The sequence below is a fragment of the Xanthobacter autotrophicus ATCC 700552 genome (genome assembly GCF_043194565.1).
GTDB classification, from domain to species: domain Bacteria; phylum Pseudomonadota; class Alphaproteobacteria; order Rhizobiales; family Xanthobacteraceae; genus Xanthobacter; species Xanthobacter autotrophicus_F.
This window is the reverse complement of the sequence record NZ_JBAFVS010000014.1, coordinates 1-20,188: the sequence shown is the minus strand read 5'-3', so window position 1 is coordinate 20,188 and position 20,188 is coordinate 1. Positions and strand designations below refer to the sequence as shown.

18 protein-coding genes are annotated in these 20,188 nt (G+C 68.6%); 12 read left to right on the top strand and 6 right to left on the bottom strand.

The features are described from left to right. Nucleotides 1-10: 10 nt before the first annotated feature. The 3 genes from fhcD (at nt 11) to V5F48_RS15460 (ending at nt 2,206) form a co-directional block, all read left to right on the top strand. On the top strand, nt 11-934 hold the full coding sequence (gene fhcD / locus V5F48_RS15470; RefSeq protein WP_394259504.1) for a formylmethanofuran--tetrahydromethanopterin N-formyltransferase: 924 nt from the start codon (nt 11-13) through the stop codon (nt 932-934). Beyond that, nucleotides 931-1,737 (top strand): formylmethanofuran dehydrogenase subunit C, encoded by an 807-nt coding sequence (locus tag V5F48_RS15465; protein WP_394259420.1) that lies wholly within the window; start codon nt 931-933, stop codon nt 1,735-1,737. The genes fhcD and V5F48_RS15465 overlap by 4 nt, the downstream gene beginning before the upstream one ends. A gap of 70 nt (nt 1,738-1,807) precedes the next feature. Further along, on the top strand, nt 1,808-2,206 hold the full coding sequence (locus V5F48_RS15460; protein ID WP_394259419.1) for a c-type cytochrome: 399 nt from the start codon (nt 1,808-1,810) through the stop codon (nt 2,204-2,206). Nucleotides 2,207-2,446: 240 nt separating this feature from the next. Here the strand turns inward: V5F48_RS15460 and V5F48_RS15455 are convergent, their stop codons facing one another. From V5F48_RS15455 to V5F48_RS15430, 6 genes are all read right to left on the bottom strand, one after another. Next, a complete protein-coding gene (locus V5F48_RS15455) occupies nt 2,447-3,478 on the bottom strand; it encodes a hydantoinase/oxoprolinase family protein (RefSeq protein WP_394259418.1) in 1,032 nt (343 codons plus the stop codon). Further along, nucleotides 3,475-4,434, bottom strand: coding sequence for an ATP-grasp domain-containing protein (locus tag V5F48_RS15450; protein ID WP_394259417.1), 960 nt, complete (start codon nt 4,432-4,434; stop codon nt 3,475-3,477). Before V5F48_RS15450 ends, V5F48_RS15455 begins: the two co-directional genes overlap by 4 nt. A gap of 38 nt (nt 4,435-4,472) precedes the next feature. Further along, on the bottom strand, nt 4,473-5,369 hold the full coding sequence (locus V5F48_RS15445; protein ID WP_394108628.1) for a RimK family alpha-L-glutamate ligase: 897 nt from the start codon (nt 5,367-5,369) through the stop codon (nt 4,473-4,475). Between the two features lies 1 nt (nt 5,370). Further along, the gene (mch, locus tag V5F48_RS15440) at nt 5,371-6,351 is read right to left on the bottom strand and encodes a methenyltetrahydromethanopterin cyclohydrolase (protein WP_394259503.1); all 981 of its coding nucleotides are present in this window, start codon (nt 6,349-6,351) and stop codon (nt 5,371-5,373) included. 120 nt (nt 6,352-6,471) lie between these two features. Then, the gene (locus V5F48_RS15435; RefSeq protein ID WP_394108626.1) at nt 6,472-7,365 is read right to left on the bottom strand and encodes a methylene-tetrahydromethanopterin dehydrogenase N-terminal domain-containing protein; all 894 of its coding nucleotides are present in this window, start codon (nt 7,363-7,365) and stop codon (nt 6,472-6,474) included. Between the two features lie 526 nt (nt 7,366-7,891). Continuing rightward, entirely contained in the window at nt 7,892-10,354 is a 2,463-nt protein-coding gene (locus tag V5F48_RS15430; protein ID WP_394259416.1) for a TonB-dependent receptor, read from the bottom strand. 364 nt (nt 10,355-10,718) lie between these two features. Between V5F48_RS15430 and V5F48_RS15425 the strand changes: the two genes are divergently transcribed. From V5F48_RS15425 to V5F48_RS15385, 9 genes are all read left to right on the top strand, one after another. Further along, nucleotides 10,719-11,756 (top strand): ABC transporter substrate-binding protein, encoded by a 1,038-nt coding sequence (locus V5F48_RS15425; protein WP_394259415.1) that lies wholly within the window; start codon nt 10,719-10,721, stop codon nt 11,754-11,756. Nucleotides 11,757-11,836: 80 nt separating this feature from the next. Continuing rightward, nucleotides 11,837-12,598 carry an ABC transporter permease gene (locus tag V5F48_RS15420; protein WP_394259414.1) on the top strand — a complete coding sequence of 254 codons (762 nt, stop codon included), beginning with the start codon at nt 11,837-11,839 and terminating at the stop codon, nt 12,596-12,598. A 1-nt stretch (nt 12,599) separates the two neighbouring features. Further along, on the top strand, nt 12,600-13,403 hold the full coding sequence (locus tag V5F48_RS15415) for an ABC transporter ATP-binding protein (protein ID WP_394259413.1): 804 nt from the start codon (nt 12,600-12,602) through the stop codon (nt 13,401-13,403). Between the two features lie 133 nt (nt 13,404-13,536). Further along, complete coding sequence (locus tag V5F48_RS15410) at nt 13,537-14,484, top strand: quinoprotein relay system zinc metallohydrolase 2 (RefSeq protein ID WP_394259412.1); 948 nt, start codon at nt 13,537-13,539, stop codon at nt 14,482-14,484. A gap of 344 nt (nt 14,485-14,828) precedes the next feature. After that, the gene (gene xoxF5 / locus V5F48_RS15405) at nt 14,829-16,634 is read left to right on the top strand and encodes a lanthanide-dependent methanol dehydrogenase XoxF5 (protein ID WP_394108620.1); all 1,806 of its coding nucleotides are present in this window, start codon (nt 14,829-14,831) and stop codon (nt 16,632-16,634) included. A 421-nt stretch (nt 16,635-17,055) separates the two neighbouring features. Continuing rightward, entirely contained in the window at nt 17,056-17,526 is a 471-nt protein-coding gene (locus V5F48_RS15400; RefSeq protein ID WP_394108736.1) for a c-type cytochrome, methanol metabolism-related, read from the top strand. Beyond that, nucleotides 17,498-18,421 (top strand): substrate-binding domain-containing protein, encoded by a 924-nt coding sequence (locus V5F48_RS15395; RefSeq protein WP_394259411.1) that lies wholly within the window; start codon nt 17,498-17,500, stop codon nt 18,419-18,421. The genes V5F48_RS15400 and V5F48_RS15395 overlap by 29 nt, the downstream gene beginning before the upstream one ends. Next, nucleotides 18,418-18,990 carry a PQQ-dependent catabolism-associated CXXCW motif protein gene (locus V5F48_RS15390; protein WP_394259410.1) on the top strand — a complete coding sequence of 191 codons (573 nt, stop codon included), beginning with the start codon at nt 18,418-18,420 and terminating at the stop codon, nt 18,988-18,990. Before V5F48_RS15395 ends, V5F48_RS15390 begins: the two co-directional genes overlap by 4 nt. Before the next feature lie 233 nt (nt 18,991-19,223). Then, nucleotides 19,224-20,087, top strand: a complete 864-nt coding sequence (locus tag V5F48_RS15385; RefSeq protein WP_394259409.1) for a quinoprotein dehydrogenase-associated SoxYZ-like carrier — start codon at nt 19,224-19,226, stop codon at nt 20,085-20,087. The last annotated feature ends 101 nt before the right edge of the window (nt 20,088-20,188 follow it).

Genomic DNA, 20,188 nt, shown 5'->3' with positions numbered 1-20,188 from the left:
CGAAGCTCCCATGATCATCAACGGCGTCGAGATTCGCGACAGCTTCGCCGAGGCGTTTCCCATGGCGGGAACGCGCCTCATCATCACCGCCGACACGCCGCGCTGGGCCCATACCGCCGCCGCCAGCCTGACCGGGTTCGCCACCTCGGTCATCGGCTGCGGCTGCGAGGCCGCCATCGAGCGGCAGCTCGGCCCCGGCGAGACCCCGGACGGGCGGCCGGGCTACGCCGTGCTCATCTTCGCCATGTCCCTGAAGGATTTGAAGAAGGTGGTGCCGCTCAGGGCCGGGCAATGCGTGCTCACCTCGCCCACCTCCGCCTGCTATTCGGGGCTGGAGGGCGGCGCGGCCATCGCGCTTGGTCGGGCGCTGCGCTATTTCGGCGACGGCCACCAGATCGCCAAGTCCATCGACGGGCGGCGCTTCTGGCGCATCCCGGTCATGGAAGGCGAGTTCGTCTGCGACGAGGTGGTGGGCTCCACCACTGGCGCGGTGGGCGGCGGCAACTTCCTCATCCTCGCCCGCTCGCGTCCCGCCGCCCTCGCGGCCGCCGAGGTGGCGGTGGAGGCCATGGGCCAGGTGCGCGGCGCCATCATGCCGTTTCCGGGCGGCGTGGTGCGCTCCGGCTCCAAGGTGGGCGCCAAATATGCCGGCATGATCGCCTCCACCAACGATGCCTATTGCCCGACCCTGCGCGGGGTTTCCAACAGTGCCCTGCCGCCGGAGGTGGAAAGCGTGCTGGAGATCGTCATCGACGGGCTTTGTGAACATGATGTCGCTGCCAGCATGCAGGCGGGCATCACCGCCGTCTGCGGCCTTGGCGCTGCCGCCGGCGTGGTGGCCATCGATGCCGGCAATTATGGCGGCAATCTCGGCCCCTTCCATTTCAAGCTGCGCCAGTTGATGGCTCCTGTCGCCGGGGAGACGACCATATGAGCGCCTATCGCCTCACACTCCGCGCGCCGCTCGCCGCGCGCGCGGACCTCTCGGGCATCAACCCGGCGACCCTCGCCGGCCTGTCCGCCCAGGCGGTGTCCTGGCTCACGCTGCCCTATGGCAATGGCGCCGTGCCCCTCGGTGACCTGTTCGAGGTCTCGGAGGTGGAGGGCGACGCCCTCGTCATCGGCGGTGATCCGCGCCTTGATTTCGTGGGCGCGCAGATGGCCGAAGGCGCCATCGAGGTGGATGGCCCGGTGGGCGTCCTCGCCGGATCGGGCATGATCGGCGGCCGCCTCGTCATCCGCGGCGATGCCGGCGACGGCCTTGCGGCGGGCCTTGAGGGCGGTCGCATCGAGGTCGCGGGCTCGGCCGGCGCGGGGGTGGGCGGTGCCCTCACCGGCGACCGGCAGGGCATGAAGGACGGTATCGTGGCCGTGGCCGGCAGCGTGGGGCCAAGCCTTGGCGCCCGCATGCGCGGCGGGCTGATCCTGGTGGGCGGCGATGCCGGCCCCCGCGCGGCGGACGGCCTGATCGCCGGCACCCTCGCGGTGGCGGGGCGCGTTGCTGCCGGCGCCGGACGCGGCATGAAGCGCGGCACGCTCCTTGTCGCCACCGCGCCCGAGGCCCCGGCGCCGGGCTTCGTCTCCACCGGTCCCCATGATTTCGTTATGCTGGCGCTGCTCGCCCGCCGCGTACCGGACCTTGCCGGCCTGTTCGGCGATCGTCTCGGGGTCCGGGCGGAGCGCCTGGTGGGCAACCGCCTCGCCGGGGGCGCGGGCGAGATTCTCGTCCTTCAGTGAGGGATGGACGGCAGGGGTGGGCCAGTCCGGCCCGCCCTTCGTAGACAATGATCAAAGAGAGGAACGCCTGATGATGCGCGCCGTGTTTGTTTCCGCTTTGCTCCTGGCCGCCGCGACCGGCTCCGCGCTCGCGGATCCTGATGTGGCCAAGGGCGAAACCGCCTTCAAGAAGTGCATGGCGTGCCACGCCATCGGCCCCGACGCCAAGGCGAAGGTGGGTCCGCCGCTCAACGGCATCGTCGGCGCCAAGTGGGCGCATTTCGAGGGCTATGCTTATTCCGCCGACATCAAGGACGGCGCCGCCGCCGGCAAGGTGTGGGACGCGGCGACCCTGGATGCCTACCTCACCAATCCCAAGGTGCTCGCCCCCAAGGGCAAGATGGCCTTCGCCGGCGTGAAGAACGAGGACGAGCGCAAGGATCTCATCGCGTTCCTCGCCCAGTTCAACGCCGACGGCAGCAAGAAGTAGGCGGGGCAGGGGGGCGGGCGGGCATGCCTGTGCGGCCGGCCCCCACGGCCGCGCCGTGCCTTCCGCCGGGTGCTGCGGTTCACGGTGCGTACCGTGTTGATACCGGTGCGGTTGAGGCAGCCGGCGTGAAAGCGGCTGTGCGGTTTCACCCGTCACCATCGTCATGTCCCGGCTTGTTCGGGGCATCCATCTTTGGACAAGCGGGACAGTGATCCCGGCGCTTGAGATTAATTGCGCCGGCTAATAAAGTGCCAGCCGCGCGACGGCCACCGCCGGCGCGCAATCCGCGGCGGCGGCGGCGAAGGCGGGGCATTCGGCCAGGATTTCCCCCGCATCCCGGTAGGGCCGGCCGCTGCGCGCCGCGAGCCGCGCCGCCAGGAAGCGCCCGACTCCCGCCCCCACCAGTGGCGCATCCGCCGCCACGCCTCCGGCCGAAAGCACCTGCGCCAGAGCCCCCTGCAGCCGGTGCAGCTGCACCTCTGCGGCGAAGGCGGCGAAGGCCTCCGCCTCGGCCATGGAGCAGGGACCAAGGTCCCGTCCCACCATGCGCAATAGCCGGCGGGCGCTGGCTTCGCGGGTCTTCTCGCCGCCGTCCGCCGCCGGATGCAGGTCGGCCCCTTCGGGCAGTTCGCCGGTGAGGCGGTGGACATCGGCGGTGGTGGCGAAATGCTCCGCCATGAGCGGCACTTGCCGGCCTCGGAACGGGAGCGTGGCGGCCAGCGCCATCACCGGCGTTCGCGCCGCGCCGCTATAGACCAGCTCTCCGGCTTCCATCCGCTCAGCGTCAGTGTAGCCAGCGAAGCAAACTTCTGCGCCGGCAAACTTTATGATGTCGGTGGTGGTCGATCCAATATCCACCAGAACGCCTTCGCCGCACATGCGCGCGAGTGCCGCGGCGGTGGCGTGCCAGTTGGCGGAGGCCACGTCTCCCGCGTGGTCCGGCGCTTCGGCGGCCGGGACGAAGCCGGCGCGCCCGGCATAGATGCGCATGTCCGCGCCCAGCCGTTCCGCCAGGGCCTGGGAGAGACCGGCCACGCCGGAGGCGCGATCGGGCCAGAGGTCCGTCAATTCGCCGGTCATGGTCACCACGGAGCGGCCGGTGGCGGGCGAAAGCGTCGCCATGGCGGCATCCAGCTTGTCGAGGCCCTGCCACAGCGGGCAGGCCACCATTTCGACGGACAGGAGGCTGCCGTCCGGCGCGAGCACGGCGCGCTTCAGGTGGGCGCCGCCCACATCCCAGCCGAGGATGGGATCGTCCATCGGAATGCTCATGCGAGCGCCAGTTCCACCGGACCGCGGGCACCGGTACCGCGGGCCGCGCCCCTGTCCGCGAAGGGCGGCAGCAGCGTCGCCGGATTGAGGCCGAGGGCCGGGCCAAGGCCGGCATAGGCGGTGGTGAGGCGCGGATTGACCTCAACCACCACCGGTCCCGCTTCGGTCAGGAGGATGTCGATGCCGAAGATGCCCTCCAGGCCGGGGAAGGCGCGCACCACGTCCCGCGCCAGTGCGGCGAGGCGTCCGTCCCCATCTTCGAGGGCGCCCACGGAAAGCCCGGCAAGGACCACGCTGCCGTTCTCGACGCGGATGTGCTGGCGGTTCACGGCGAGCAGCCGCACGCCCTCCGGCCCCGCGAGCACCGTGAGGCTGGCCGCCGCGCCGGCCACGAAAGGCTGGATCACCAGCCCATCGCGGCAGGCCGGGATGGCGGGCACTCCCGGGGGCCAGAACTGGGTGTCCTCGCAGCCGGCGCCGTCGTCCGGCTTGGTGATGCGCGGACCGGTGAGGTCCGGCGCCTGCGCCAGCGGGAAGGTGGGGATGTGCGGCACCCCGGCGGCGGCGAGGCGGTGCGCGGTTTGAAGCTTGCTGCCGGCGGCGGCGATGGCCTCAGGCGTACAGGCGAGGACGCGGGCGCCGCTCTCCCGCAGCATCTCCACCAGCCGCGCCAGCACGCCATCGGTCTCCGGCGCTACCGGCCACACCACGTCGGCACGTTCGGCGAGGGTGCGCCAGATGGCCCAGGCGTCCGCCCCGGCTGCAACCGGGACAGCGCCGGGCAGGAGGGGCAGGCGATCATCGGCGGCGAGCAGGATTTCGCCCACCTGCGGCAAAGCAGCAAGGTCGCGCCGCATGGCATCGCGGATGAGGGCGGCTTCCCGCGCGAGGCTCGCCGGCAGCGCCGCGTCGCGCAGGCCGCCCCCGGTCACGAACTCGCAGACGAAGACGCGCATGCGCCGTTTCCCATAAATCCGACAACCCGGTCTTGAGCCTACGCCGTCACCGGCTCGGCGACGAGGCATTCCGCCAGCGGTTCGGCCATGTTGCGCCCGGTGGCGTCATGAAGGCCGCGCCAGGCCGGCATGGAATTCACCTCCAGCACCGTGAGCCGCCCGGACCCATCGGCGATGAGGTCCACCCCGGCATAGGATGCGCCCACCGCCGCTGCCGCGCGCACGGCGAGGTCGGCAAGCTGGCCCTCGGCGGCCACTTCCACGCCGGTGGCGCCCTGGTGGATATTGGTGATCCAGGACGTGCCCCGGCGCACCATGGCGGCCTCGGCGCGTCCGCCCACCACGAACACGCGGAAATCCTCGTGGGTCTCCGAGGCTGCAGGCCGGGCCGGGGCCGAAACGAAATCCTGCAGGTAGTAGACCCCGCCCACCTCCTCGGCGTCCGGCAGCCGGGCCTTGGGCGCAAGGCGCATGAGGCCGCGGCCCTGGGCGCCGAACATGGGCTTGAGCACGCTGTCGCCGGGGGCCGAATCCACCAGCATCTGGGCGGTGGCGCGGTCTTCCAGCACCAAAGTGCGGGGCGTCGGCAGGCCGGCGCGGGCCAGCAGGAAGGTGGTGGCGCTCTTGTCCACGCAGCGCTCGATGGCACGGGCGTCGTTCATCACCCGCACCCCCATCTCGCGCAGGGCATGGAGCACGCCCAGCCGGGCAGTGACCTGCTCCAGCGTGCCGGCGGGCACCGAGCGCACGAAGCAGGCGTCCGGCAGGTCGTCGGCAAAGCCGGGCAGCAGCAGGCCGTGGGCGGTCTCCCCCACGGCGAAGCCGCAGGTCTTCAGCGAGATCACCCGCGCCGTGTGTCCACGCGCCTTGATGGCGGCCATGAGGGAGCGGGTATGCCAGTCCACCCGCTCGGCGAAGAGCACGAGGCCCGCCACCTCAGCCCCCGAAGGAGCGGGCGATGAGGATGGGGTCGAAGCCGCCGGCGGTGAAGCTTTCGCCATGGTCGATGGCGCTCACCGTCACCCGTGCCGGGGAGAACAGCAGCGGATCCACCTTGTAGAAGTCGCAGTCATAGCCCGCGAAAATCTCGCCGAACGGCCGGCCGTAATCCCGCGACGCCAGCGAGGGCAACCGCGCGGCGAGGTCTTTTGCGGCCTCCGCCGGGCCGTGGACGAAGAGATGCACGTCGCCGCCGTAGAGCACCGCATCGTTGGTGCGGCCCATGGCGGTGAGGAAATCCGGCGACGGCGGGCAGATGGGCGCCGAGCCCACGCCGTCGGCGATATGCTCCAGCGGGAAATGCAGCGCGTGCGCCTTGTGCAGCGCCACTTCCAGCACCCGCGCCACGATCTGCACCGTGCCGGCCAGCGAGCTGGTGGGGGTCAGGATCAGAGTGATGTCGGACGGCGCCACGGCGCAGCGGGCGGCGATTTCGTCCACCACCTCGGCCGGGGGCACCACGGAGGTTTCCAGTACCAGGGTGACCTTTTCGCCCCGGTCGCGGTAGCCGAGTTCCCCGTAGAGGGTTTCCACCGCCGCAATGGCCCGGCCGGGGCCGGAGCCGAGGGCGAAGAAGTCGCCGGCGGCGAGGCTCCAGCCGGCATATTGGCTGCCGAGGCAGGCCAGAACCGGATCGGAGGTGGAGACGCTCGCCAGCGTGTCCCAGGGCGAGAACCGGCCGGCGGGCACCAGCGCCACCCGGCCGAGCCCGCCGAGGCAGATCTCGGCGATGCGGCGGCCGGCTTCCAGACCGCCCTTGGCGGCGATGCCGGCATCCACGATGAGGGCATCGCGCGGGCCGCGGGACACCTTCAGGCGCAGGGCATCGGCGTCGCGGATCAGGGCCTCCACCAGCGGCGCCACGCAGGTGGCGAGGCTGATGGCGGGCACGGCGTCCGCAGGGGTGATCAGGGGCATGGACGAGGTCGGCTGTGAGGTCATGGCCGGGTCTCCCGGAGCGGGCGAACGCGGGCAAGCCCCGCGCGGCGGGCGCGGGGCCGGGCGGGACAAGTCGAGCGGATCAGCATGGTGGCCTTCCTACGCGTCCAGCTCGCGGGCGAGCTTGAAGATGGCGGGAAGATCGAAGAACAGCGGGGTGTCGGTGACGCACATCTGCTTCAGCAGGGTGTGCTGCACGGCGTACTTCAGGTTGCCGATGGCGAGCGCGCCGATGCCGACCCCGTGGGGCAGGGCGGCCGCCGCATCATGGGCGCCGATGCCGGCGATGCCGGCGGGGGGAACGGCATTCACGTCCGCCGCCACCAGCAGCCGCGTGGCGGCCTGAAGATGCGCGGCGGTGAGGATTTCCACCCCCGCCTTGCCGGCGGCGAGGACCACTTCCGCCTCGGGGACGAGCTTGGCCTTCTCCGCGTCGGTCACGGCGGCGGTGCAGGCGAGGTCGACGCCGAAGCGGGCTTTCAGGTCCTTCGCCTTCTCCTCCACCGCCGCGACTTCGCGATGGCTGACGAGGGTGACGAGCGCCCCCGCCTGCGCGGCGATGACGGCGGCGATGGAGCCCACCACGCCGGTGGCGCCATAGACCTGCACGGCGACGCCCTCGAGGCCCTTGGGCCGGGTCTTCAGCAGGGCCTGCTCCACCTTGGCGATCATGGCGGCGGCGGTGGTGAAGGAGCCGGCGGGATCGGGAAAGATGGAAATCTCGAAGGGCGGGAAGATGGAGGCCTTCGCCTCCGCCGCCATGTCGAGGGCGAGGGCGGCATCCTTGCCGCCGATGAACAGGCCGGTGCGCGGCGCCGACTGGGGCGCGCGGGAGAACATCATGTCCTGTGTCAGGTCCCGCACTTCGCTCAGGGCGACGCGGGAATAGGGGGCGATGGTGGTGTAGCCGGCATCCACCGCCATGTTCACGTCGAATGGGCTGACGTGGTTCAGGGGGGTGATGATGTGGAGAATGGGGGCGGATTCCGCCATGGCGCAGCTCCGTGTCGGGGGAAACATTAGCGGGTGGCTTCGCCCCGGATCGCTCCGGAGCTCGGCGGTTGTTTCCCCGCACGCAGTCGAATGGGCTAGACTCTTGAACCAACGCCGCGCGCCGCGCAAGGGCGTTTGCGTCTATCCTTCCGGTGTCTTTGCCGCAGGATACCTTTTCCTTGCACTGCGAAAAATCGACGGTCGATGACAGTACGAAAACACCGCAGGATGCTGCGGTGCAGGGGCGGGATGGGACGGTGGCGCCATCCCGGATGATGGTCCAAAGTGGTTCTCAGCGCCTGTTTGCACCACACCGTCATGGCCGGGCTTGTCCCGGAAGTCGGCTGTTGCCGCCTTCCGGCTCTGTGAGCGGACCCCGCAAACATGCGGGGTCCTGCCATCCACGCGGCGCGGCCGGGAGCGCTTTTCACATGTTGGCTCAGGCGGTGAGACGTGGATGCCCGGCTCAAGGCCGGGCATGACATTGGTCTTGCGTGACGATCGGCCAATTCCCCAAATCCGACCCTCAGAAGGTCGCCTTCAGGCCGGCATAGGCCGAGAGGGGCTGGCCGGGGCTCTGCATCTGGGCGTTGTTGAGGCCGAGATAATCGGTGTCGAAGAAGGTGCCGTAGGAAGCGTATTTCTGGTTGAAGAGATTGTTGATCAGGCCGAACACCTGGATGTTGGGCGTGATCTGGTAGCTGGTGCGCACATTGGCAACCCAATAGCCCGGCAGCTGCGGGTTGATGTTGGATTCATCGCCCACATAATACTGGCTCGACACCACGATGACGTCGCCGCCCACCTTCCACTTGTCCGTCAGCATGTAGTCGGCGCCGAACTTCAGGGTCTGGGCCGGGATGCCGGGAATTTGGTCGCCCGGGGTCACGAAGATTTCGCCGTCGTCCGCCAGCGGATTGTTGGGCGAGGCAAGGGTGCCCGAGAACTGGAAGGTGGCGTCGATATAGGCGTAGTTGGCGTAGAGCTTCAACGGGCCGTTGGCGTACTGCAATCCGGCTTCGAAGCCCTGCCGGCGGGTGGCGGGCACGTTGGTGAAATAGCCGTAGCCGGTCTGCTCGCTGGCGAGGGCGATGATGTCGTCGTCGCTGTCCACCCGGTAGAGGCCGAGCTTCCAGCTCAGGGCGCCGCCGAAGAGCTTGCTGCCGCCGCGCAGGCCGGCCTCGTAGGTGTGCGACACCACCTGCTCCAGCGGCGGGTCGGCCACCAGGGAGTTCTCCAGCAGGCACGGCCGGTTGGGGTCGGCGCAGTTCAGCTCCAGCGGGGTCGGCGCGCGGTTGGATTCCGAATAGCCGCCATAGGCGGTGACCTCGGGCGTGATCTTGTAGGTGACGCCGATGACCGGGTTGATGCGGGCGAAGGTGTAGTCGCCATTGAGCTGCGGGCTGGTGCCGCTGGCGTCCTGCATGGTGATCTGCGCCACGTTGAGGCGCGCGCCCATGGTCAGGGTGGCGCGGTCCGTCATGTCGAACGCGTTGGTGGCGTAGAGGCCGTAATAGGTGGTCGTGGCGTCCAGGTTCACCGGCAGGTAGTACACCTGATATTCATCCGGCAGCGTATAATTCGGCTGGTTTTGCAGGTAGATGCCGGTGCCGGCCACGCCCAGGGTGTTGATGTCGGTGATGCCCAGCTCGGTGCTGGATTTGAAGTTGACCGTGCTGTAGTCGACGCTGCCGCCGACGACGAAATAATTGTCGTGGCCGATCAGCTTGTCGGTGCTCGTCGCCTGCACCGAGCCGCCATAGGTGGTGGTCTCGGTCCAGGTGCGGTTGATCACGCCATAGAGCTGATTGGCGGCAAGCTCGTTGAACGGAATGGTGTTGCCGTTCTGGTCATAGAGCACCATCTGGCTGCGGAAGGCGGCGTATTGCGGATTGGTGAGCGGCGTGCCGCCGCCGGGCGGGCCGGTGAACTGGTCCTCCTCCAGGCACATCTTGGTTTCGCCGACGCCGGGGTTCCAGGTGTCGCTGCAATCCTCCAGGTCGGCATCGTTGCCGTCCACATGGGACTGCTTGAAGCGGCGGACATAGAGGTTGCCCTGCAGCTGCCAGGTGTCGGAGAGGTCGTAGCGCCCGTTGAGCGCCAGCAGGCCCATGTCGTTCTGGGTGGTCTGCGGCCACGTGTAGACCGAGGTGTAGTCGAAGGCGAGCATCTCCACCGGGGTGGGACCCACCACGCCCAGCGAATTGCTGGCGACGCTGGCCACCAAATGCAGCTCGCCCTTGTCGCCCTTCCAGCCGAGGTCGCCGTAGAAGCGCGCCAGCTCGGAGGGGGACTGCTTGCGCCAGCCGTCGTCGCGCACCGCGTCGGCGGCGATGTAGAGGCCGACGCCGTCCTTCTCGCCGCCATACTGGATCGAGCCGCCGATCTGGCCGAACGAGCCGCCCTGCACCGAGCCCTCGAAGCCGTGATAGGTGAAGCCGTTCTTCATCTGGATGGAGACGGCGCCGCCGAGCGCGTTGAGGCCGAACGCCGGATTGTTGGTAAACACCTCGGCGCGGTCGATGGCCACCTCGGGAATAAGGTCCCAGTTCACCGTGTCGCCGAACGCCTCGTTGACGCGGATGCCGTTCTGGTAGACCGCGATGCCCTGCGGCGTGCCCTGCAGCGGGGAGGCGGCGAAGCCGCGGAAGCGGAAGTCCTGGAAGAAGGCGTTGCCCTGCACGTCGGTGGAATTGGCGCTGGGCGTGTACTGGACCAGGGCGTCGATGGTGGAGAAGGACTGCAGGCGGTTGAACTCTTCCGCCGAAATGATGGTCACCGTGCTCGGCACCCGGTCCACATCGATGCCGGTTCCGGTGAGGGGCGTGGTGGCGACCACCTCCACCGTGGGCAGCTCGATGGCGGCGCCCTCGGCCGCCGGCGCGGTTTGCGCAAGCGCCGCCCCCGACACCAAAATCATCGCCGGCAGGGATGCCCCCGAAAGGCCGAGCGCCACGGCAATGGCGCGCCAGGAAGTTTCCGCCCTCATCGTCCCGCCCCTGCGTTTTATCCGGATTCAGGACCCGCACTGCGCTCTGCCGCGCTGTACCGCAGTATCACCGGCATCGCTTGATTGTGGCAGGATAGTGATTTGAGGTGTTCAGTCAATCACCTCTAATCTTTCTAGACCATTGAGCCCGTCCTACGTGCAAAGATGGACCGCCGGTGCGGTTACGGATGAAGTTCCGATGCGACGACGGCAGATGATTTCTCATTTTTCTCTTAGTATCGACGGGACGGCGGGTTGCCGTAGACAACAAACTGGAACGTCTCCAGACTACCCGCAAACGCGCCTGCGGTTTCGTGCACCGCTCGGGCCATTGCACCGCTCGGGCCATGAGGGAGGACAGGGGATGCTGACGCGCCGTCGCATGCTCGCGCTCACGGCGGGCGTGGTCGCGGGCGTCGCTGTGTCCCCGGGACTGTCCGCCCGCGCCGCTTCCGACCCGAATGCCGGTCCCTCGCCGGTGCTGCGCCTCGGCCTGCTCCAGTTCGGCACCGGGGCGTGGGAGATCGCCGCCATGACGGCGCTGGGGCTCGATGCCGCCCACGGTGTCACCCTCGCCCCGCAGCGCTTCGCCACCAATGATGCCGGCCGCATCGCCTTCCAGGCCGGCGCGGTGGATGCCATCCTGTCCGACCTGCTGTGGGCGGCGCGGGTGAAGGCGGAGGGCCGTGACCTGGTCTACCTGCCCTTCTCCTCCGCCGAGGGGGCGGTGATGGTGCGCTCTGATTCGCCTCTGAAGACCGTGGCCGATCTGGCCGGCAAGCGGCTGGGAGTGGCGGGCGGTGCCCTCGACAAGAGCTGGCTGATGCTCAAGGCCCATGCCCAGGCGCAGGCGGGCCTCGACCTGCAGAGCGCGTCGCGTCCCGTGTTCGCAGCTCCGCCCCTGCTGGCGGCGGAGCTGGAGCGGGGCAATCTCGATGCCGCGCTGCTCTACTGGACGTTCTGCGCGCGGCTGGCGCCCAAGGGTTTCCGGCGCCTTATCGGCGTCGAGGATCTGGTGCGCGGCTTCGGCGTGCCGCGCGAGCCGACGCTGGTGGGTTATGTGTTCGACGGCGCCTTCGCCCGCGCCCATCCCGCCACCGTCGCCGCCTTCGCCCGCGCCTCCCGCGCCACCAAGGCGGTGCTCTCCGGCGACGATCCGGCCCGGACGGAGGCCGCCTGGGCCGCCGCGCGGCGCGAGATGCAGGCGCCGGACGAAGCCACCTTCACCGCCCTGCGGGCGGGCTTCATCGCCGGCGTGCCGCGCCTGTCGCTGGCGGAGGACGAAGCGGCGGCGGCTGAGCTTTATGCCGTGCTGGCGCGGCTCGGCGGCGAGCGCCTGGTGGGGCCGGCGGCAAGCCTGCCGCCCGGCCTTTATTTCGCGCCGGAGGGTGTGTCGCGATGAAGCCTTCGTGGCCAGGCGCGCTCCATGAGGTTGACCTGATGAGCTTCATCCCATGAGCTTCATCCTATGAGATTCACCCCATGAGCTTCTCTTGGTCCGGCGCCCTGGTGCGCGTCGGCTCGCTCATCGCCCTGCTGGTGCTGTGGCAGGGGGCGGCGGTGCTCGCCCACAGTCGCGCCCTGCCCCCGCCAGAGGCGGTGCTCGCCTTCCTGTCGAAGGAGGCGGCGGCGGGCGACCTGTTCGCCAACCTCGCGGTCACGCTGGCGCGGGTGGCGGTCTCCTTCGTTTTGGCAATGACGGTGGGCGCCGTCATTGGCGTCGCCTTCGGTCGCGTGCGGCGGCTGGATCGGGTGTTCGACTCGTGGCTGGTGGTGCTGCTGAACACGCCGGCCCTCGTCATCACCGTGCTCTGCTACATCTGGCTCGGCCTCACCGAGACCGCGGCGGTGCTGGCGGTGGCGCTCAACAAGATCCCCACCGTCGCCGTGCTGCTGCGGGAGGGGGCGCGGGCATTGTCGCCGGAGCTGGACGAGATGGCCGGCGCCTTCCGCCTGTCGTTCCTCGATCGCATGCGCCATGTGGTGCTGCCGCAACTGGAGCCGCACCTTGCGGGGGCGGCGCGCTCCGGCCTCGCCCTGGTGTGGAAGATCGTGCTGGTGGTGGAACTGCTGGGGCGGCCCAACGGGGTGGGCTATGCCATCTCCGTCTATTTCCAGCTGTTCGACGTGGCTGCGGTGCTCGGCTATGCGCTGGCCTTCATGGCCGTCATGCTGGCCATCGAATATGGCGTGCTGCAGCCGTTCGAAGCCCATGCCCGGCGCTGGCGCCTGGAAACCCGTTGACATGAGGGCCGGACAGGTGAGCCCCGCCGACAGCCTCCTTGAGGCCCGCATAACGGCCAAGACCTATCGGCGGCCCGACGGCGTCGCCATGGAGGCGGTGCGCGACCTCGCCCTCACCGTCGCACGCGGGGAATTCGTGTGCCTCATCGGCCCCTCGGGCTGCGGCAAGACCACCACGCTGCGCATCCTCTGCGGTCTCGACCGGGATTTTGAAGGCACCCTCACCCCCGATCCGGCGCGGCTCGCCATCGGCATCGCCTTCCAGGAGCCCCGGCTTCTGCCGTGGCGGACGGTGGAGGAGAACATCCGCATCGTCCTGCCTCCGGCGCGGCGCGGCGCCGACCTGTCCGGCCTGCTTGCAACCTTCGGCCTTGCCGCGCACCGCGCCCGCTATCCCGGCGAGCTGTCGCTGGGGCTGGCGCGGCGGGTGTCGCTGGCGCGGGCGCTGGTGGTGGAGCCGGATCTCCTCGTGCTCGATGAACCCTTCGTCTCCCTCGATGCGCAGGCGGCGGTGGAGCTGCGGCGCTGCGTGACCCTGGCCGTCGAGCGCGATGGCAAGGAGCGCGCGCGCGGGGATGGGCGCATAGGTGGGCGCATAGGTGGGCGCATGGGCGTGGTAATGGTGACGCACAACGTGCGGGAGGCGCTCCAGCTGGCCGACCGCCTGGTCCTGCTGGCGCCCCGCCCCACTCATGTCCTTGAGGACGTGCGCCTTCGCGTGCCCCGCTCGGCCCGCGCGCCGGACTGGGTGGAAACGGAGCGTGCGGCGCTCGCCGCCCGCTTCCCGATCTTGAGCGAGGTGTAGGACCGAGGGGCGATGAACGTCACGCATCGCCCCTCGGGCCCATTTCGGCACCGGTCACCGACCGCGGCCGTTGATGTGAGCGGCCGGTCCACCGCAAATTGCGGACCACACCATGTGCGCGCGGAGATGGCTCATGACCCTGCGGCTGACCTTGAGCACCTTGCGGCGGCTTGCCGCACTCCTCCTCTTCGCCGTGCCCGCTCATGCTGCAGCGCAACCAGTAGCCGAGCCGTTGGCGGTGATCGAGGTGGCGCGCGGTGTGTTCGTCCATCAGGCGCCCTATGCCCTTGCGCTGCCACGCAATCTCGGCTTCGTGGGCAATGCGGGCTTCGTGGTCGGGCGCGATGCCGTGGCGGTGATCGACACCGGCGGCAGCTTTCAGGCCGGCGCGCAGCTGAAGGCGGCGATCCGGCAGCGGACGGCGCTGCCGGTGCGCTATGTCATCAACACCCACATGCATCCCGACCACGTGCTCGGCAATGCCGCATTTGCCGGTCCCGGCGTGATCTTCATCGGCCACCGGAACCTGCCGGAGGCGCTCGACGCCCGCGCACAAGCCTATGTGTCCGCCACCGAGCGCCTGGTGGGGCCGGCGGCGGCGGGCACGCGGGTGGTGCTGCCGGACGAGACCGTGGCGGATGTGCGCGACATCAACCTCGGCGACCGCGTGCTGCGCCTGGAAGCCTGGCCGACCGCCCACACCGCCACCGACCTTACCGTGCTCGACGTGACCACCGGAACCTGGTTCCTCGGCGACCTCCTGTTCCTCGGCCATGTGCCGGCGCTGGACGGCAAGGCGGCGGGATGGATCGCGCTGATCGATGAGCTGAAGCGCCGCCCGGCGGCGCGCGCGGTGCCCGGCCATGGCCCGGCGGCGGTGGCCTGGCCGGCGGCGGCCGAGCCTACGGAGCGCTATCTCAAGCGGCTTGTGGCCGACGTGCGCGGCATGGTGCGGGAGGGGCGGACCCTCTCGGAGGCGGCGCGGGAAGCGGGCCGCACCGAGGCCGGAAACTGGGAGCTGTTCGACGATTTCAACGCCCGCAATGCCACCACCACCTTCCATGAGCTGGAGTGGGAATAATTTTTTCCGGGGCAACGCTGGTCTTATTGCAGTGCAAAAACGACGTATGGTTACTTCGCAGGTGCAGAACAAAACTCCGGTCGCCGCAGACATTTGGCGTATTGCTTCCGGAGAGAACATTGCTTACGTTCCTCTCAGCTTCGGCTTCAACAACTCCGTGCGGGGAACGCGGGGTTGGTTCGCAGGCCTGCGGGACGCCAGTCACCGCATGGCTTCATGGCATCACGCCGGTCGTGACACGCTGCCGAAGTAGATGGAGTCCCCCAAGGCGAAAACAACGCGCTCAGTGCGTTACCCGATCCACGTGTGTGGAGGCGGGCGCGCATCCATCGGAGGAAGCCCGGATGAGACGTCTTTTGGTTCTGACCGCCGCGGCGGTGGTCACGGCATTTGCCGGCGCGCCAGCCCGCGCCAACGATAGTGTTCTGAAACTCACCCAAGATCCCAACCAGTGGGCGCTCCAGACCGGGGATTACGCCAACACGCGTTTTTCCAAGCTGAAGCAGATCACTGCGGATAACGTCGGCAAGCTCCAGGTCTCCTGGACCTTCTCCACCGGCGTGCTGCGCGGCCATGAAGGCTCGCCGCTCGTCGTCGGCGACGTGATGTATGTGCACACGCCCTTCCCGAACATCGTCTATGCGCTCGATCTGAAGAACGAGGGCAGGATCATCTGGAAGTACGAGCCCAAGCAGGATCCCAACGTGATCCCGGTGATGTGCTGCGATACGGTCAATCGCGGCCTCGCCTATGCGGACGGCAAGGTGTTCCTGCACCAGGCCGACACCAAGGTGGTGGCCCTCGACGCCCAGAACGGCAAGGTGCTGTGGTCGGCGGTGAACGGCGATCCCAAGAAGGGCGAGACCAATACCGCCACCGTCATCCCGGTGAAGGACAAGCTCATCGTCGGCATCTCCGGCGGCGAGTTCGGCGTGCGCTGTCACATGACGGCCTACGACCTGAAGTCGGGCAAGGAGATGTGGCGCGCCTATTCCATCGGCCCGGACAGCGACATCCTCGTCGATCCGGAGAAGACCACCGAGCTGGGCAAGCCCGTCGGCAAGGATTCTTCGCTGAAGACCTGGCAGGGCGACCAGTGGAAGACCGGCGGCGGCTGCACCTGGGGCTGGTATTCGTACGACCCCCAGACCAACCTCGTCTATTACGGCTCGGGCAACCCCTCGACCTGGAACCCGAAGCAGCGTCCCGGCGACAACAAGTGGTCCATGACCGTGTTCGCCCGCGATGCCGATACCGGCATGGCCAAGTGGGTCTACCAGATGACCCCCCACGACGAGTGGGACTATGACGGCGTCAACGAGATGATCCTTGTCGATCAGAAGATCGACGGTAAGGATCGTTCGCTCCTCGTCCATTTCGACCGCAACGGCTTCGGCTACACGCTGGACCGCAAGACCGGCGAGTTGCTGGTGGCCGAGAAGTTCGACCCGGCCGTCAACTGGGCCACCAAGGTGGACATGGACCGCAACAGCCCGACCTTCGGTCGTCCGCTGGTTGTCGGCCGCTATTCCACCGAGAAGCAGGGTGAGGATGTCAACACCACCGGCATCTGCCCGGCGGCGCTCGGCACCAAGGACCAGCAGCCTGCGGCCTTCTCGCCCGACACCGGCCTGTTCTACGTGCCCACCAACCATGTGTGCATGGACTACGAGCCGTTCCGCGTGAGCTACACCCCCGGCCAGCCCTATGTGGGCGCCACGCTCTCCATGTTCCCGGCGCCGAACAGCCATGGCGGCATGGGCAACTTCATCGCGTGGGATGCCCGCCAGGGCAAGATCGTGTGGTCCAACAAGGAGCAGTTCTCCGTGTGGTCCGGCGCGCTCGCCACCGCTGGCGGCGTGGTCTTCTACGGCACGCTTGAGGGCTACCTGAAGGCCGTGGACGCCAAGACGGGCAAGGAACTCTACAAGTTCAAGACCCCGTCCGGCATCATCGGCAACGTGATGACCTACACCCACCAGGGCAAGCAGTATGTGGCCGTGCTCTCGGGCGTCGGCGGCTGGGCCGGCATCGGCCTCGCAGCCGGCCTCAACGACCCCAACGCCGGCCTCGGCGCTGTGGGCGGCTATGCGGCCCTGAGCAACTACACGGCCCTCGGCGGTCAGCTCACGGTGTTCGCCATCCCGTGATGGGACCGATGGCCTGAACCGCGAGCGATGCGTCCCGGATGACTGGTTCTCCGGCGCGTCCCCAGACGGACCGGCACGCTCCCTCGCCAGAGGCGGCGCGCCGGTCCCGACATCGACACCGCATTCAAGGTTGGACTTCCGTTGGACGCGCTGGAACGCGATCTGATCTGATTGAATCAATCTGATCAGTTTATCGCGCTCTCACTCCAAGAAACGAGAATGCGTCGTCCGATCAGCTTGCACCGCCTCGCGCGTGCTTTGGCGATTTTGATTGAAGCGTGAGGGACGGAACGCCGCTGCGGCGCCGGCCCAAGCCCTTCGTCTGCCCTTTTGGAGAGATCGTGTGGTTTCAAAAGTCAATCTGAAGCGCGCCGGCGTTTTCTTCCTCGCGGCGTTCGGCTTTCAACTCGCCGGCGCCGGCCTGCCCGCGTTCGCGGAAACCACCCCTCCCGGTGACCCGAAACCGGTGAAGGCGGAGGACGGCAAATATTTCGACGCGTCCGGCGCGCCCACCTACAACATCAAGCCGGACGGCACGGTGGATTGGTTCACCTATTCCGGCTACCGGCGCTACCATGCCGAATGCCATGTGTGCCATGGCCCGGACGGCATGGGCTCCACCTACGCGCCGGCCCTCATCAATTCGGTCAAGGTCATGAATTTTGACCAGTTCAGCGAAGTGGTGGTCGGCGGCCGGCAGAACATTACCAGCAGCAACGACAGTGTCATGCCGTCGTTCGGCCTGAACAAGAACGTGATGTGCTACCTGGACGACATCTATGTCTACCTGCGCGCCCGTTCGAACGATGCACTGGGCCGCGTGCGTCCCGCCAAGCGGGATGACAAGACGCAGGGAACCATCGATGCGGAAAAAGCCTGCCTCGGCGAGTGAAAGGCCCCCGGCGACCAGGGAGCGTTTCGCCGCGCTCCTCGCTTCCTTCGCCACCGGTGCGCTGGCCGCGATCCTGCTGCTGAGCGCCACCGGTGCGCGCGGCCAGCAGATCCCAGACCAGGTGTCGGCGGACGCGCTCCGGGTGTGCGCCGACCCGGCGAACATGCCCTATTCCAACATGGCCGGGGAAGGCTTCGAGAACCGAATCGCCGCCATCGTCGCCGACGAGCTGAAGGTCCCGGTGCGCACCTATTTCATGCCGCAGGGTCCCGGCTTCGTGCGCAACACCCTGGGCCGGCGCCTGTGCGACGTGGTCATCGGCTATGCCGCCGGCGCCGATCCGGTGCTGCATACCAATCCCTATTACCAGTCGGTCTATGTGCTGGTGGTGAAGGCCGGCGGCCCCTTCGACGGCGTGGAGCGGCTCGAGGATCCGCGCTTGAAGCAGGCCCGCCTCGGCGTCATGGCGGCGACCCCGCCGGCGGATCATCTGCTTGAATACGGCCTGTTGCCGAAGGCGCGCACCTATTCGCTCCTGGTGGACCGTCGCTTCGCTTCGCCCGCGCAGGACATGCTGGACGACCTCGCGAGGGGGGAGATCGATGGGGCGCTGCTGTGGGGTCCCACGGCCGGCGCCTTCGCCGCGCAGGCCCCGACGCCGCTGAAGGTGGTGCCGCTGCTGAAGGAAGCCGAGCGGCCGGCCATGACCTATCGCATCACCATGGGCGTGCGGCCCACCGACCATGCCTGGAAGCAGACGCTCAATACCGTGCTGCGCAAGCGCGCCGCGGACATCGAGAAGGTGCTGCTTGCCGCCCATGTGCCCCTCGTCGACGAGGACGGCGCCCTCATCACCGCTGCCGCACCCTCCGGAGACACGAGGATGGGCCAGTGACGCCAGCGCGCGCCCGTGCAGCGTTTGCCGCCCTCGGCCTCGCTGTGTCCCTGTCTCTTCCCCTTGCCCCTGCCGTTGCCGTTGCCGAAGAGGCGCCGCCGGAGCCGAGCGGCTATCGGCTTGAGGACTATCGCGCGCCGACGCCCGCAACCCTTGCCGGCGCCAAGGTGCTGGACACGGATGCCGCGGCGGAGATCTGGCGCGCCGGCGGGGCGGCCTTCATCGACGTGCTGCCGCGCCCGCCCCGGCCCACCGGCCTGCCCGTGGGAACCGTGTGGCGCGATCCGCCCCACGCCAGCATTCCCGGCGCCGTGTGGTTGCCCAACGTGGGCTTCGGCGCCCTCAATCCCGACACCGAGGCCTATTTCCGTGCCGGGCTGGAAGCCGCCAGTCGCGGCGATGTGAACGCACCCCTCGTCATCTTCTGCCAGCGTCAGTGCTGGATGTCGTGGAATGCGGCGAAGCGGGCGCTGGAAAACGGCTATCGCAACGTCGCCTGGTTTCCGGAGGGAACCGACGGCTGGTCGCAGGCGGACCTTCCGCTCACCCCCGCCACGCCGCGGCCCTGAACCGGCAGCAGGGCATTTCGAGCGAAGTCGATCCCGATTCGCGGGAAGAATATGCGTAATATCAACGGTCCCGGACTTTGACCCACGCCGGGAAAGCTATGCTCAGGTGCCGCAGCGGACTTGGACCATCGTCCGATGAGTCAAGGTCGGCCGGTCAGTGATATAATGTCCTTTAATATGAAGCGGCTTCCGTGTGCCGGGGCAGGCGGAAGCCACTCAAGGAGGGAAACGCCATGATGCGCCGCTCGTCATCCCGGACCGCCGGCCGGATGGGCCTCCTCGCGCTTGCGCTGAGCGTGTCCGCCGCCGGCGCCGCCCTTGCCGCGGGACCGGCCGTCGAACCGGCCACCGAGCCCGCGCCGCGGCTCAGCCGGGAGCCGGACCGGGAGGCCACCTGGGCCTCCATCCGGCCGGATCTCTTCCCGGGCAAGGCCATCGCCGAGGCCGGCGCCATCGTGCGGCTCGATGCGCCCGAGCGGGCGGAGGATGCCGCACTCGTGCCCCTGACGGTCCAGCTGGCCTTGCCGCCGGGTGACCCGCGCACCCTGAAAGCGGTGACGCTGGTGGTGGACGAGAACCCCGCCCCCATGGCCGGCCGCTTCACCCTCGCCGAGGGCACGCGGGACTTCTCCCTGTCGCTTCGGGTGCGGGTGAATTCCTATTCCTTCGTGCGCGCGGTGGCGGAGACCAGCGACGGCGCGCTGCTGATGACCAAGTCCTATGTGAAGGCGGCGGGCGGCTGCTCCGCCCCCGCCACCAAGGATACGGCGGACTCCATCGCCCATGTGGGCGAGATGCGCTTCCGCTCCTTCGCGCAGGCCGGGCGGCCGGAAGCCCAGGTGCAGATCCGCCACCCCAATTTCTCCGGCCTCCAGATCGATCAGTGGACGCGCGGCTACACCCCGGCCTGGTTTGTGCGCGCGGTGGAGGTGAAGCAGGGCGGGAAGCTGCTCTTCGCCATGGAAGGCGGCATCTCCATCAGCGAGGACCCCACCTTCCGCTTCAGCTACACGCCGTCAGCGGAACAGGTGACGGTTCGTGCCGAGGATACGGATGACACGGTCTTCACCCAAACCTTCCCCGGCGGCGGCAGCTGAGTAAGGTTTGAGGGCTTGTTGCCGCGACCGGGCACACTGTTGAACCGTCTCCCGCCCCGAAGCCGGATGTTTCCGGCTTCGGCTCATGGGAGCCGAACTCG

Bases quoted from the DNA above. Each gene is read 5' to 3' on its own strand.
- fhcD (WP_394259504.1), top strand. From the start codon at position 11: ATGATCATCAACGGCGTCGAGATTCGCGACAGCTTCGCCGAGGCGTTT.
- V5F48_RS15465 (WP_394259420.1), top strand. From the start codon at position 931: ATGAGCGCCTATCGCCTCACACTCCGCGCGCCGCTCGCCGCGCGCGCG.
- V5F48_RS15460 (WP_394259419.1), top strand. From the start codon at position 1,808: ATGATGCGCGCCGTGTTTGTTTCCGCTTTGCTCCTGGCCGCCGCGACC.
- V5F48_RS15455 (WP_394259418.1), bottom strand. From the start codon at position 3,478: ATGAGCATTCCGATGGACGATCCCATCCTCGGCTGGGATGTGGGCGGC.
- V5F48_RS15450 (WP_394259417.1), bottom strand. From the start codon at position 4,434: ATGCGCGTCTTCGTCTGCGAGTTCGTGACCGGGGGCGGCCTGCGCGAC.
- mch (WP_394259503.1), bottom strand. From the start codon at position 6,351: ATGCCCCTGATCACCCCTGCGGACGCCGTGCCCGCCATCAGCCTCGCC.
- V5F48_RS15435 (WP_394108626.1), bottom strand. From the start codon at position 7,365: ATGGCGGAATCCGCCCCCATTCTCCACATCATCACCCCCCTGAACCAC.
- V5F48_RS15430 (WP_394259416.1), bottom strand. From the start codon at position 10,354: ATGAGGGCGGAAACTTCCTGGCGCGCCATTGCCGTGGCGCTCGGCCTT.
- V5F48_RS15425 (WP_394259415.1), top strand. From the start codon at position 10,719: ATGCTGACGCGCCGTCGCATGCTCGCGCTCACGGCGGGCGTGGTCGCG.
- V5F48_RS15420 (WP_394259414.1), top strand. From the start codon at position 11,837: ATGAGCTTCTCTTGGTCCGGCGCCCTGGTGCGCGTCGGCTCGCTCATC.
- V5F48_RS15415 (WP_394259413.1), top strand. From the start codon at position 12,600: ATGAGGGCCGGACAGGTGAGCCCCGCCGACAGCCTCCTTGAGGCCCGC.
- V5F48_RS15410 (WP_394259412.1), top strand. From the start codon at position 13,537: ATGACCCTGCGGCTGACCTTGAGCACCTTGCGGCGGCTTGCCGCACTC.
- xoxF5 (WP_394108620.1), top strand. From the start codon at position 14,829: ATGAGACGTCTTTTGGTTCTGACCGCCGCGGCGGTGGTCACGGCATTT.
- V5F48_RS15395 (WP_394259411.1), top strand. From the start codon at position 17,498: ATGCGGAAAAAGCCTGCCTCGGCGAGTGAAAGGCCCCCGGCGACCAGG.
- V5F48_RS15385 (WP_394259409.1), top strand. From the start codon at position 19,224: ATGATGCGCCGCTCGTCATCCCGGACCGCCGGCCGGATGGGCCTCCTC.